The sequence below is a fragment of the Persicimonas caeni genome (genome assembly GCF_006517175.1).
Classification (GTDB): domain Bacteria; phylum Myxococcota_A; class Bradymonadia; order Bradymonadales; family Bradymonadaceae; genus Persicimonas; species Persicimonas caeni.
The window spans coordinates 4,029,986-4,043,810 of sequence record NZ_CP041186.1 but is presented as its reverse complement, the minus strand read 5'-3'; the positions used below and the strand labels follow the sequence as shown (position 1 = coordinate 4,043,810).

Sequence of the window (13,825 nt, the reverse complement as noted above, 5' to 3'; positions counted from 1 at the left end):
TCGTCACGCCTCGACTTTCGCAGGCTCTTCGTCCTTACCCCGCGGCCGAAACGCGTCGCGGATGAGCTCGATGGCCATCAATGCCACGCCGATGCAGATGAGCGCGTCGGCGATATTGAACGTCGGCCAGCGGTACTCGTTGGTGTATTTCCAGACGATGAAGTCGATAACGTAGCCGAAGCGTATTCGGTCGATGAAGTTGCCGACCGCGCCCGAGGCGATGAAGCTCAGGCCCCACACCAAAATCTGCTGCTCCCAATACACCCCGTGCAGGATATATAGGATCATGACCACCGCGATGAGGCTGACGACGACGAAGAACGGCACGCGCCACTCTTTGTTGCCGTCGGCGAGCAGGCCGAAGGCCGCGCCCGGGTTCTCGGTGTACTGGAAATCCCAGTAATCCTGGATGACCACGACCTTGCGGTTGGTCACCTCGATTTCCTGGCCCGGCTCGACCTGCATGTCGCCCTTGAGGGGCACGCCGTCGGCGGTGCGGGTGTGGTAGTTGGCGACCGTGGCGATCTCGTCGGCGTCGTTGCTGGTGAACTCGCCGGCGAGGAACTCCTCGACCGTCTCGCCTTTGTCGCTCTCGTCGACCTCGAGCACCACCGGATGGTGGACGTAGCCCGGGCGAACCGTCGCAAGGCGGTCGGCGGCATAGTCTTTCGACCACTGGTCGAGACCCACGCCGACCAACATGACGACGAAAAAGAGGATGTACTTCTTGACGTTCGGCTTCATGTATATCAGTCCAACTGCTCGACCACCGATTCACAGCGGTCGCACACGTCTTTGTCACTTCCGGGCTCGATCCAGTAGTTCCAGCAGCGCGGGCATTTCTCGCCCTCGGCGGGCACCACTTCGACGCCGACGCTCTGGTCTTCGGGCACTTCCCCTTCGACGACGTCTGCGTAGCTCACGATGAACAACGCGTCGAGCATCTCGGCGTAATCCCGAAGAAGCTCGAGCGTGTCGCCCTCGGCCGTGACGGTGACGTGCGCCTCTTGGCTGCTGCCGATCTGGCCGGGCTTCTTCTGCTTGCGGGGCACGCGCTTCTCTTCGAGGGCGCGCTGGACGTCCTGGCGCACCTCCAAGAGCGTCTCCCACTTGGCAGCCAACTCGTCGTTCTTCCACTCGGCGGGCACGTCCGGGAAGTCGGCCAAGAAGACCGACTCGGGATCGTCCTCGCCGTGGTCCAGATGCTGCCAGACCTCCTCGGAGGTGAACGACAGGATCGGCGCGGTGGCGCGAACCAGGGCGTGCAGCACGCTCCAATAGGCCGTCTGGCCGGCCAGGCGCGCCTCGCCGTCGGGCAGCTCGCAGTACATGCGGTCTTTGGTCACGTCCATGTAGATATTGGACAGGTCGACCGTCATGAACTGCAGGAGCGTGTGGTAGATCGTGTGGAACTGGTAGTTCTCGTACGCCTCTTGGATACGCTCGACGACCTCGGCGGTGCGGTGCAGCACCCATTTGTCGATGTCGTGCAACCGGTCGTAGTCGACCGCCTGCGAGGCGTCGAAGCTGCCCAGGTTGCCCAGCATGAAGCGGAACGTATTGCGGATCTTGCGGTAGCCGTCGGCGATGCGCTTCAAGATCTCGTCGCTGAGCGTGATGTCGCCCTTGTAGTCGACCGCAGCGACCCACAGGCGCAAGATCTCGGCGCCGTACTCCTGGAGCATCTTTTCGGGCGGCTCGAAGTTCTTGGACGACTTCGAGTACTTGTGGCCGTCCTCGTCGGTCACGAACCCGTGGGTCAGGCACGTCTTGTACGGCGAGTGGCCGCGGGTGCCCACACACGCCAGCAGGCTCGACTGGAACCAGCCGCGGTGTTGGTCGCTGCCCTCGAGGTACAGGTCGGCGAGGTCGCCCCAGCCGAGCTCGTTTTCGAGCACGGCCGACCAAGAGACGCCCGAGTCGAACCAGACGTCGAGGATATCTTGCTCCTTGGTGAACTCCGTTCCGCCACACTCGGCGCAGCTCATCCCTTCCGGCAACAAGTCGGCCGGGCTGCGGTCGAACCACACGTCGGCGCCTTCTTCCTCGATGAGATCGGCGACGTGGTTGCACAGCTCGCCGGTGGCCAGCGCCTCGTCACAGTCGTTGCAGTACATGACCGTGATGGGCGCGCCCCAGGAGCGCTGGCGGCTGATGCACCAGTCGGGCCGGCCTTCGACCATGCCCTCGATGCGGTCTTGGCCCCAGCCGGGCACCCAGTTGACCTTCTGGATCTCGTCGAGCGCCTCTTCGCGCAGGCGAAGGCCGTCGGGGTTGCCGGCGGTCTCGGGCTCCATGGCGATAAACCACTGGGTGGTCGCCCGGAAGATGACCGGCTTTTTGGTGCGCCAGCCGTACGGGTAACGCGGGATGGTGATGCGGTCGCCAGCCTTGTTGAGCAGGCGGCCCATATTGGCCAGGTGCTGGGCGATATACTTGTTCGCCGTGAGCACGTGCACGCCCTTCATGTTCTTTTCGCCGTCGTCGGCTTGCACCGGAAGGTCGATATAAAACTTCGCCTCCTGGTCGACCGGGCAGATGACGTCGAGTCCGAAGTGCTGGCCCAACTGGAAGTCTTCCTGACCGTGGCCGGGAGCGGTGTGAACGCAGCCGGTACCCTGGTCGAGGGTGACGTAGTCGGCCGGAAGCAGCACCGACTCGCGCTCGAGCCAGGCGTGATCTGCGGCCAAGCCCTTGCCCTCGCCGAGCTCACCGACGAGCTCGCGGCCCTCGAAATTGGCGAGCGTCTCGACGTCGTCCTCGGCGATGTCGCACTCTTCGAGCACGGTGGCGCGACGGCCCTCGGCCATCACGTAGACTTCGTCGCCGTGGCCGACGAGCTGGTAGTTCAGGTCGGGGTTGAGCGCGATGGCCAGGTTCGCCGGAAGCGTCCACGGCGTGGTCGTCCAGATGAGCACGTACACGTCTTTGTCGCCCGCCTTCTCGGCCAGCTCGTCGGGGAGCTGGCTGAAGGGGAACTTCACGTAGACGTGCTCGGTGCGGAACTCGTCGTACTCGACCTCGGCCTCGGCCAGCGCGGTCTTGGCCGCCCAGTCCCAGTGGACCGGCTTGAGGCCGCGGTAGACGATGCCCTTGTCGAAGAATTTGCCCAGCTCACGCACGATCGTCGCCTCGTAGTCGTACGACATCGTGGTGTAGGGCCGCTCCCAGGCGCCGAAGATCATCATGCGCTGGAACTCTTCGGCCTGGATATTGACCCACTTGTCGGCGTACTCGCGGCAAGCCTGTCGCACCTCGACCTTGGACATGTCGCGCTTCTTCTCGCCCAGGTTCTGGTCGACCTTGTGCTCGATCGGAAGCCCGTGGCAGTCCCAGCCGGGCACGTACTCCGCCAGGTAGCCCGCCAGGTTGCGGTACTTGATGACGAAGTCCTTCAACGTCTTGTTGAGGATGTGGCCGTGGTGGATGTTGCCGTTGGCGTAGGGAGGGCCGTCGTGCAGGATATACCGCTGGGCGCCCTCGTCTTTTCGCCGCGCAATCATCTTCCCGTAAATGTCGTCACGCTCCCACCGCATAATCTGGTCCTGCTCGCGGTCGGAGAGGTTGGCGCGCATCGGGAAGTCGGTCGACGGAAGATTGAGGGTGGCTTTGTAATCCTTACCCACGGTGATCCTCGCTGGCGAGTTTACGGTTGAACACGAACGGGCAACGGCACCGGTAACAATTCGGGGTGGCCGTGCCTTCCATACGAATGGAATCGTCTACCGTAGGACGCGGCCTGCGTCCAGTGTCGTGGGGTTGGGGCGGTTTTCCGTGAACGTGCACGTGCACCTGAACGTGAACGGCAGTTTGAGCCTCCTTCGTTGCAACGCCCCCACCCACACGCTAGATTGTCGGCGCAACAGCTCTCGCACCACCACCGCGCACAGCCAGGGATGCCATGGCACACGTCCGTGAAGACCTTCTGACCCCGACTCTGTCGGCGGGACACCGGCCCGTTCGGCTCTATTCGCCGACGGCGCTCTTCTATACGTCGTTCTTCGGCGGGCCGGTCGCCGCCATCGCATTCTCGTGGCTCAACTCTCAGGAGTTGCGTCGAACCAAAGACGATCTTCGCTGGTACGTACTCGCCGCGCTCGCGTCGGTGGCCTGGATCGGCGGGGTGGTCTACGCAGTCGACGTCGCCAACATGATTCCAGCCGACATGCTCGGCAGCGAGAGTCGCACGGGGCGTTACTTGATCCGCGGCTTCGGGTTGGTCGTGTGGGGCGGCTTCTACTTCATGCACCGTCCCATGCACCGCACCAACACGATGGTCGGCGCCGAGCCGCTCAACCCGTGGAAGGCCGCGATCGGGTGCATCGTGGCGGCGATGGTCGTGCAGTGGGTGATTGTGGCGGGAGCCAAGGTGGTTCTCGGATGAATGAAGCGACCCCTGCCATGGCAGCGACCGAGCTCGATGAACTCCACGCACGCGTCGACCAACTGATCGATCTGCGCCGCTTCGACGAGGCTGAAAGCTGGCTCCAGCGCGCCGTGCGCCTCGAGCCCGAGGCGATTCAGAACTACGTGCTCGGCGCGCGCATTGCCTACAGCCGTGACCACTACGGTGAGGCCTACAACCAGATTTACCGCGCGCTCGGGCGAGAGCCGGAGCATCTCGAGGCGCGCCTCATCTTGTTTCGCATCCACAACGCGACCGAGGACTACCCGGCGGCCGAGAAGCTCGTCATCGAGTTGATCCGCGAGTACCCCGAAGACGGGGAGCTGTACGCGATGTACGCCCACGTCATGATGCTCACCTTTCACCTCGACAAGGCCGAAGCGCTGATGGCCGAGGCGCGCTACCGCGACCCGCACAGCGAATATGTCGAGTTGATCGACCTGCTCATCAACGTGGCGCGCGGGCGCATCGACGACGCCGCGCAGAACCTGTCGGAGCTGGTCAAGAACAACCCGGAGGCCGAGCACGTCGCCTCGTCGATGTTCGTGGTCCTCCTCGAGCAAAAGCGCTACCGCGAGGCCCTCGAGGTCGGCCGTCAATTGCTTCGAAACGACCCTGGCGACGAGGAGATGGTCGACGCGCTCGTCGAGCTTCGCTCGCTCACCCACTGGTCGATGCTGCCGTGGTATCCGTTCGTGCGCTGGGACTACGCCGGCGTCGCCGCCGTATGGGTCGCCGGCCTGATCATGCTGGCGGTCGCCGAGAAATACACGTCGGCGTCGACCTTCGTGACGATCACGTTCGTGTACGTCGGGTGGGTGCTCATGTCGTGGATCTACCCGCCGATTTTGACTCGCGTGCTCAAAAAGACAGGATTCTAAGAGATGTCCACCACGCTCGATGATTTGGCCGCCACGCTCGTGCGCGACCCGTTCGATACCGCCACCCGCCGCGCCTACGCCGACGCACTGCTCGCAGCCGAGCAAGTCGACGACGCGCTCGCGCAATACCGTCTGCTCGTGCGCCAGCAGGGCGACAGCGCCCACGGACACTTGGGCGTCGCGCATTGCCTGGTCGCCAAGGGCGAGCTCGACGATGCGCGCGAGGCCTACGAAGCGGCGAGCGATTGCCACGACTTCCAGCCCGACGAGGCGCTCGCCCGACGCTTCGACGACAAGACCGAGCGCGTGCCCGCCGGCGGCCCGCAGCTGCGCGTGGTCGACGCCGAGGACGAGGCACCCGAAGGCCAAGTCGTCTCGCTCGCAGGAACCCGCCCGACGCGCTTCGTCGACATCGTGGGCATGGAGAAGATCAAAAAGACGCTGCGGCTCAAGATCGTCGAGCCGTTCGCCCGCCCCGGCCTCTTCGCGCGCTTCAAGAAAAAGAGCGGCGGCGGGGTCTTGCTCTACGGTCCTCCCGGCTGCGGAAAGACGATGCTCGCCCGCGCCGTGGCCACCGAATGCGAGGCGACGTTCATCGGCGTCGGCATCAGCGATATCCTGAATATGTGGCGCGGCGAGAGCGAACGAAACCTGTCGCTCATGTTCGAACGGGCGCGAGCCAATCGCCCGGCGGTGCTCTTCTTCGACGAGCTCGACGCCCTGGCCTACGCCCGCTCGAAGGCCAATAGTGACGGCACGCGCACCATCGTCAACGAGTTCCTCAACCAACTCGACGGCGCCACCCACGACAACGACCAAGTGCTGGTCCTCGCGGCCACCAATATGCCGTGGGACGTCGACGAGGCGATGAAGCGACCCGGACGCTTCGACCGCCAGATCTTCGTGCCGCCGCCCGACAAGGACGCGCGCGCCGCGATGTTTCGCTCGAAGCTCGAGGAGGTGCCGACCGACGGGCTCGACTACGCCGCCCTCGCCCGCGCCAGCGAGTACGCCTCGGGCGCCGATATCGACGGCATCATCGAGGCGGCCAAGGATATTGTGCTCTCGGAGATCTTCGACACCGGCCGCGAGCGCCCGTTACGGCAGACCGACCTCGTCGAGGCCGCCCATGACCACGAACCGACCACGCTCGACTGGCTGCGCACGGCGCGCAATCTGGTGAAATACGGGGGGGTGGATCGGTCGTACAAAGAGGTCGAGAAATACCTCAAAAAGGTCAAACTGTAGCTACCAACTCCCATCCCCCGACGACCCCGATCCGTTTTTAGGGCCGGGTTGGGGCTGGCCGAACTTCTCGGGCTGGGGCATCTCGCGGTCGAACGGCGTGCTCGCCGTTCGGCCTTCTTTTTTGCGGCGGGCGAGTTCGGCTTTGACGAGGTCGCCGGCGTCGGCAAAGTCGGCATCGAGCCCGGCGTCTTCCCACGGCTCGACTTCCCCGCGGTACTCGCGCTCGCCGGCGAGCACTTTGACCAGGTCGGCCATCGCGTCGAGCACGAGGGGAGCGTTGGCTTCCATCGGGCCGAAACGTTCGATTTCGATCGAGCCCTTCGACAGCTTGGCGCTCTCATAGCGCTCCATGAAGTCGGCCAAGGCGTCGGCGTTGCCGGCCTGGGTCAAAAAAGCGCGCGCTGCGTCGGGGTCTTTCGCCTTGATCACCGCGGTCCGGTCGAGGCGAGCGTGGCGGATGACGATGTCTTGGAGGCCGAAGATCTTGCCGATCTGGGCGAGGTCGGATTCGTGGACGATCTTTAGCCCCTCGGGCAAGGGCACGGTGATGTCGGCGGTGATCTGCGTGAGCGTGCGCGAGCGCTGCCCGTTGCCGCGGCGGAACTCCTCGATACGCACAGGGATTCCCTCGTAGCGCCCCGACAAGACGCCCTTGCCGAGCATGCTCGAATCGACCGACAGGCCGAGTCGCTTGGCGAGGGTCTCACGCCGATTGTCCTCGCTCTTCTTGAAGAGGACATAGAAGACGACCCCGCCGATGCCGAGGAGCACGAGGATGATGGGATCCATGGGCGTTCTCAGTCGTGATGTTTGGAGCGTACGGGGGTGACCGCCGGGTCGATCATGTAGCCGTCGTCGACCGTCTGCAGCACCTCGTCGAGGCCGAGATCACGCATGCGGTTGATCGTCGAGTAGACGCGGCGCGCGCCCGAGCTCGGGGTGAGCACCTCGTCGGGCCAGCCCGCCGCCATGACGTCGTCGACCGACATCGGCTCGCCGGGCGCATCGAAGCGCCGATCGACCAGGGCCGCCAAGATCTTGCGCAGCGCGCCGCGGCGGCTGATGTCGACGTGCTCGCCGCGGTCGATGGCGAACCAACGCGCGTCGGGGCCGAGCTGGAGCACGCGCCGGGTCGGGGCGACGTGCGGGGGGACCAATCCCTGCTCGACCTGCATGTCGAGCGCCTCGCGCAGCGCACGGGCGATAGCGTGCGCCTCGTTGACGTGGGGCACGCCCTCTTGGCCCGGGTACTCGCAGCATGCGTAGGCACGCTCCAGTTCGGCTTCGGCCGCCTCGAAGTCGTCGGCGCCATACAGCTTTCGGGCGTTGGCGGCGACCTGGAAGCCGCGCAGCACCTCGAGGACCACGGCCAACTTGGCCGCATCGGTGTCCTCGATGGCCTCTTCGGCGCGGGCGAAGAATTTCTCGGCTTCGGCCAATCGGTCGAGCGCGGCGTAGCAGGCCCCCAGGTACGACCAGATCCAGACGCTCAAATCGAGGTACGCCTGGTTCTGCACCTTGGCAAGGGCGCTGATGAGGTCGTCTTCGGCGCGGGTGTATTGGCCACGCATGAACCGGGAGCGCGCCCGCCCGTGCAACAGTAACGCCTCGTATTGGGACACACCGATCGAGGCGCCCTCGACCAGCGCCTCGTCGTAATAGCGCTCCTCACGGCGGTGATCGCCCTCCCATCCGGCCACGCGGGCGAGTTCGAAGAGCGCCACGGTCGCTCGGCGGCGGTTGCCCTGAGTGCGGAAGATCTCGAGCGCCTCGTTCAAGTAGCGCCGCCCCTCGGCGGGCTGGTCGCCGCCGATGGCGGTGCCCAACGAGGAGAGCACCCGCGCCAGCATGCTGGGGTTGCCCAACTGGCGGGCGAGCACCAGCGCCTCGCTGAACCGGCGCACGCCCTCGTCGTCCCGCTCGAGGCTGCCGAGCATGACCCCGCACCAGGCCAGCGCGGCGATCTCGTCGAGCGTGCCGCTGCCGCGGGCGACGTCGTATGCCTGTTTGGCGTACTCGAGGCCCTCGCGATAATGGCCGCGGTGACCCACCGCGAAGGTGCGCCCCAAGAGCGCGCGCGTCAGCACCGAGGCGTCACCCGACTCACGGACGAGTTCCTGCGCGCGCGCGAAATCGTCGGCCGCGCCGTCGTATTTGTGAATCCACATGCAGGTCTGACCGCGCACGACGAGCGCCTCGGCCAGAAGCGCGTCGTCGGCGACCTCTTCGGCCAAGACGACCGCCTGATCGGCGCGCTCTTTTTGACCGCCGAGCGGCCCGACGCGCTTGTCGAGCTCGCCGAGCACGATGACCAGGCGCACCGCCGAGTCCGGGTCGCACTCGAGGCTATGCTCGTAGGCCGCGATCAGGTTGGGCAACTCTTCGGTGAGCCGGCCAATCCAGTCGGTCTCTGCAGCCCCCTCGAGCCCGGCGACGGCCTTCTTCGACCAGCGTACGAAATGTGCGGCGTGCCGCCCACGCGCCTCTTCGGCAGCCTCCGCGTCGAGTAGGGCGGTCGCAAAGCCACGCACGGGCTCGTACATCGACAGCCGGGTCTCCTCGGCCGAGTCACGCCCGGCGCGCGAGCGCAACAGCGAATGGTTGTGCAGCGTCTCGAGCACGTCGCTGACCGCCGGGGCGTCGTCGAAGCTCGACAGATCGACGACGTCGGCAGCCGACTCGACGGTGAAGCCACCGGCGAAGATGGAGCACTGCAACAAGGCGTGTTGCTCGAAAGGCTGGATCATCTCGAAGGTGCGCGCGATCGCCTGCTGCAGGCGCGACATGGGCGTGTCGGCCTCGTCCTCCTGCCAAGCGCGCAGAAGCTGGCGCGGGGTCAACCGCCGGCCGCTCGCCGCCACCAGCTCGATCGCCAGCGGAAGCTCACCGCAGCGCTCGACGATCTCCTGGAGCGCCGGGCGATCCTGAGCGCCGAAGCGCACCTGCACGCCGCGCGGGGTGGCGAGGCGATCTTCGAGGAGGATGCGCGCCGCGTCGCGGCCGAGCGAGTCGAGCTCGACGGCGGTCTCGAGGCGATGCCCGGCGCGCCGCCGGCTGGTGACGACGAGCAACAAGCCCTCGCTCTCCTCGAGCCAGCCCTCCAACACCGGCGCGAGCTCGTCGATGAGATCTTCGGCGTTGTCGATCAGCAGTAACACGTCGCCGCGCCCAGCCACGCTGCTCTCGAGGCGGTCGGCGAGCACTTCGATTTCGTCGGAGAGCGGCAGTTGCACCTCCATCACTCGCGCGATCACGTAGAGCGCGTCGGCAACACCGGCCGCCTCACTCAGGTCGCAAAACCACGCTTCGCGCCCCCCGTCGGTGCGGTCTTGGAGCGATCGCCTGGCAAACTCGACGGCCAAGCGCGTCTTTCCGATGCCGGCCGTGCCGATCAAGCTGACCCACGAGGCCCCTTCATCGGCGAGTCGGGCGATGACGGCCAACTCGGCGGCGCGTCCGAAAAACCGGGTGCGGTAGGAGGGTAGGTTCGTCCGACGCGACGTCGCCTGCAGCGCGCTTTGCTGGCGCCGCCAGGAGAGCTCGCGCGCCGTGATCGCGTAGAGCGGCGGGCCTACATCGGCGGCCAGCTCGTCGATCTCGAGGTCGAGCGCGGCGCCCTCTTCGAGGGCGTGGACCGCCTCGGCGCCCGCCACGATGCCGCCGGCGGCGGCTCGCTGGGCGTAGTCACAGGCGCGATCGACCACCTCGCCGACCAGCTGCACCTGACCGTCTCGCCAGTGCAGACGCCTGACCGGCGTGCCCAACTCGACGCCCAACCCGAGACGCAGCCCGCGAAAGACGAGCCGATCGTCATCGTCGCGGCTCTCGGCGGCGAGTGGATGCTCGAGGAGCCTGGGAGACCAGTCGCATTGGAGGAGCTCGCGTTGCAGCCGGCACGCCCAGGCGATCGCCTCGTCGGGTGAATCGAAGACCGCAATCGTGTCAGCGCGATGCGTCGCCACGAGCTCTCCCGAGTCCTCGTCGAGCGTACGAGCCACCAATCTGTCGAGCCTCTCGACCGCCGCCGGCATCGCCTCGGGCACATCGGCCCACAACTGGCTGGCGCCTGCCAGGTGCAGCGCGACAAAGGCTTTCGGGGTCAGGTTCGCCATGAGCAGCAACTCGGGGAGATCAGATCCGCCAAACGTCACTGACGATTGTGACATATTGTCGCGCCGTCGTGAACGCCTTCCTCCCTCCGCTTCGCGGGGGGCTATCATCCTCATCCCCACCCTTCTCCCCCCAGCTCCGCTTCACTTCGCGGGGGGCTACCAAAGGGGTTGGCTTTGCCCTCCGGGCTCGGCTTGTTTTCCCCCTCCCAACCCAACTGTGACACTCTGTGACTTAAGTGTGAACAAAAGGCTCTTTACAACTAAAGATGACGCCAATCGAAGACATAACCCCCTGTGATTAGGAGAGAACCATGCACTTCAAAAGACGCCTCATCGGCCTCTTGAGCTGCTTGGCAGCAGCCGCGACGTTGACCGCCTGCGGCGGCGGCGAAGAGTTGACCTGTGGCCCCGGCACCCAGGCCATGGACGGAGAATGCGCGCTGACCGACGACGGCTGCGCCGACGGCACCGTGCTCGCCGAAGACGGCACCTGCGTGCCCGAGTCGGGCGCTTGCGCCGAGGGCACGACCTTCGACGCCGAGCAGGGCAAGTGTATCGTCAACACCGAGATCACCTGCGGTGAAGGTACCGTCGCCCAGGACGGCATCTGCGTGGTCGAGACGCCGACGACCTGCGGCCCGAACACCGAGCGCGACGCCAACAGCGGCGAGTGCATCATCACCGACGCGGCCTGCACAGTCGGCACCGCCTACGACTCCGACAGCGACAGCTGCATGCCCACCGACGAGGTGTGCGCCGAGGGGACCCACTTCAGCGTCGACGACGCGGTGTGCATGCCCGATGCGCAGTGTCAGGAGGGCGACATCATCCTCAACGGTCTGTGCGCCACCCACGCCGAAGAGTTGGCCGCCAACGCCGACCACGCCGAGGCGCAGCCCGTCTCCGATCCGGCCGACATCACCCTCAAAGCCGCCGGCGAGCAGTACGTCTTCACCGGCACGATCGCCGCTCCGGCCGATCACGACGCCGACGGCACCCTCGACCAAGACGCCGACGTCTACAACTTCAGCGCCGACGCGGGCACCTGGATGGAGATCGCCCTGCAGTCGACGGGCATGCCTGCCCCGGGCTTCAAGCTCGCCAGCGCCGACGGCACCTGGGTTCGCTACAGCCCGTTCGACACCTCGGCGGCCCGCCAGATCATGATCCCGAAGTCGGGCGACTACACCCTGACGATCCTGCCGAGTATCGTGATGCAATCCGACGGCGCCGTCGGCCCTCTCGGCGGCGACGACTGGGGTTATGTGGGCACGTTCGAGAAGATCGACGCCCCCACCAGTGTGCCGCAGGGCGACATGCTGACCAACGGTGTCAGCGGCGAGTTCAGCACGCTGACCGACAACTTCTTCGAGATCACCGACCTCCCCCAGGACGGGCTGGTCAAGGTGCAGTTCGCCGAGCTCTCCGACGACATCGACGCCGAAGTCGTCGTCTGGGGCGACGCGCCCAACGCCTTCTACAACTTCCCGATTTCGGCGAGCGGCGAAGCCTTCATCAAGGTGCCCGACGCCAGCTCGGTCTACGTGCTCGTCGACTACGTGCGCAAGCGCGGCTCGCAGGACAGCTTCGCCACCGGCGCGGCGACCAGCCTGAATGCGTTCGCCCTCGGCTCGATCCCCGCTGACAGCGAGGCGTCCACGCCCACCACGACCGTCGCCGGCGACGACACCCTCTACGTCACCTTCCGCGCCTCGGCCGACCAGTTTCTGGAGCTGACCCACGACAACGCCAACTCTCAAAACGGCCACCTGACCCTGTACCGGGTCGACGGCAGCGTGGCGGTACCGGAGTTAAACGTCGGGACGTACTCCAGCGACTTCGTCTCCCATCGCGCTCTGTACCAGTACACGACCAACCCCGACGCGTTCTACGTGCTCGAGGTCGTCTCTGCGTACGGCAACGACATGGAAGACCAGTCGATCACCGTCGCCTCCAAGAGCCCGATCGATCTGGGCCAGGTGGGCATCGGTAGCTCCGTAAGCCACACCGGCGGCGCGATGCGGCGCAAGCAAAAGGACTGGGGCTTCGTCGAGTTCCCCGCCGAGACCCGCCTCGAGCTCGCCTCGTCGGTGACCTCCGACGAGATGTTCGCGCGCATCACCCTCGAGTTTTGGGACGACAGCGGCGAGAGTATGGGCACGCTCAGCCAGACCCGTCAGATGGTGTTGATGCCGGGCACCTACAAGTTCGCCGTCGCTCCGACGGGCGGCGACATCGCCGACTACAACTTCGATTTGACGGCGAATCTGCCGCCGATCCGCGAGGGCGCCGAACCCAACGACACCCCCGCCAACGCTACCCCGATGCCGATCGGCCGCGACCTGGTGGGTACGCTGGCCGGCACCGACGTCGACGTCTGGCAGGTCGATTTGGCCCAAGACATGGCCTCCGACGAGGTCTTCGTCGCCGAAATCGCGCACACCTCCGGCGGCAGCTGGATCGGCACCAAGCCTTACGGCTGCAAGCTGCTCGACAGCACCGGCGCCGAACTCATCGCCACCCCGGAGACCTCCGAGGGCTGTGTGATCGTGACCGACGGGCTGACCACCGGCACCTACTACATCGAGGTCACCAACCCGACACCGGATGAGCACGGCTACGCCGGCGAAGTCAGCATCGTCGCCGGCACGATGCTCGCCGAGTCCAACGACACCACCGCCACGGCCACTACGACCATCTTCGCCGACCTGACCTCGGGCGACAGCTTCTTTGGCGAGACCCCCGACGCCACCGACGTCGACTACCTCGAGTTTACGGTCAACAGCGCCATCGCGACCGACAAGGCGCTGATCATCTACCCGATGCTCTACACCGAGTCCCCGGGCACCATTTACTGGGCGATCGAGGACTCGATGGGCAACGTGGTCACCAGCGGCCCGATGCAACAAGGCCCGCTGGTCGTCCCGTCGGCCAGCCTGCCTACGGGCACCTACTACGTGGGCGTCGCCTGGCCGTCGCCGCGTGCGGGTCAGACGGGTGTCTACAGCTTCCACGCCGCGGTGGATACGCCGCCGAGTGGGGGGAAGTGAGGTTGTAGGGAACTTTAACAAGTAGCAAAAAGCCCGGCCGCACATGAGGCCGGGCTTTTTGCGTTCTCCGATGCGCCCCCTGCGGAGCGGGGCCTTGGCCCCTGCGGAGCCAGCGCCCGTGCAGCCCTG

General features: G+C 65.8%; 8 protein-coding genes. 4 read left to right on the top strand and 4 right to left on the bottom strand.

Translation table 11 applies throughout. The features are described from left to right. Window positions 1-3: 3 nt before the first annotated feature. Together lspA and ileS are read right to left on the bottom strand one after the other, a co-directional pair. Entirely contained in the window at window positions 4-744 is a 741-nt protein-coding gene (gene lspA / locus FIV42_RS15000; protein ID WP_141198477.1) for a signal peptidase II, read from the bottom strand. Window positions 745-749: 5 nt separating this feature from the next. Next, a complete protein-coding gene (ileS, locus tag FIV42_RS14995; protein WP_141198476.1) occupies window positions 750-3,626 on the bottom strand; it encodes an isoleucine--tRNA ligase in 2,877 nt (958 codons plus the stop codon). Between the two features lie 275 nt (window positions 3,627-3,901). Here ileS and FIV42_RS14990 point away from each other — a divergent pair, with 275 nt between their 5' ends. The 3 genes from FIV42_RS14990 to FIV42_RS14980 are packed head-to-tail and all read left to right on the top strand — an operon-like array spanning window position 3,902 to window position 6,534. Further along, on the top strand, window positions 3,902-4,384 hold the full coding sequence (locus FIV42_RS14990; RefSeq protein ID WP_141198475.1) for a hypothetical protein: 483 nt from the start codon (window positions 3,902-3,904) through the stop codon (window positions 4,382-4,384). Further along, the gene (locus FIV42_RS14985) at window positions 4,381-5,286 is read left to right on the top strand and encodes a tetratricopeptide repeat protein (RefSeq protein ID WP_141198474.1); all 906 of its coding nucleotides are present in this window, start codon (window positions 4,381-4,383) and stop codon (window positions 5,284-5,286) included. Before FIV42_RS14990 ends, FIV42_RS14985 begins: the two co-directional genes overlap by 4 nt. A gap of 3 nt (window positions 5,287-5,289) precedes the next feature. Further along, window positions 5,290-6,534, top strand: a complete 1,245-nt coding sequence (locus FIV42_RS14980) for an AAA family ATPase (protein ID WP_141198473.1) — start codon at window positions 5,290-5,292, stop codon at window positions 6,532-6,534. Here the strand turns inward: FIV42_RS14980 and FIV42_RS14975 are convergent, their stop codons facing one another. Next, window positions 6,535-7,323 (bottom strand): hypothetical protein, encoded by a 789-nt coding sequence (locus FIV42_RS14975; protein ID WP_141198472.1) that lies wholly within the window; start codon window positions 7,321-7,323, stop codon window positions 6,535-6,537. Window positions 7,324-7,331: 8 nt separating this feature from the next. Continuing rightward, window positions 7,332-10,646 (bottom strand): AAA family ATPase, encoded by a 3,315-nt coding sequence (locus FIV42_RS14970; protein ID WP_141198471.1) that lies wholly within the window; start codon window positions 10,644-10,646, stop codon window positions 7,332-7,334. Between the two features lie 311 nt (window positions 10,647-10,957). Between FIV42_RS14970 and FIV42_RS14965 the strand changes: the two genes are divergently transcribed. Further along, window positions 10,958-13,696: a hypothetical protein gene (locus FIV42_RS14965; protein ID WP_141198470.1), complete on the top strand. Its 2,739-nt coding sequence runs from the start codon at window positions 10,958-10,960 to the stop codon at window positions 13,694-13,696. Window positions 13,697-13,825 lie beyond the last annotated feature (129 nt).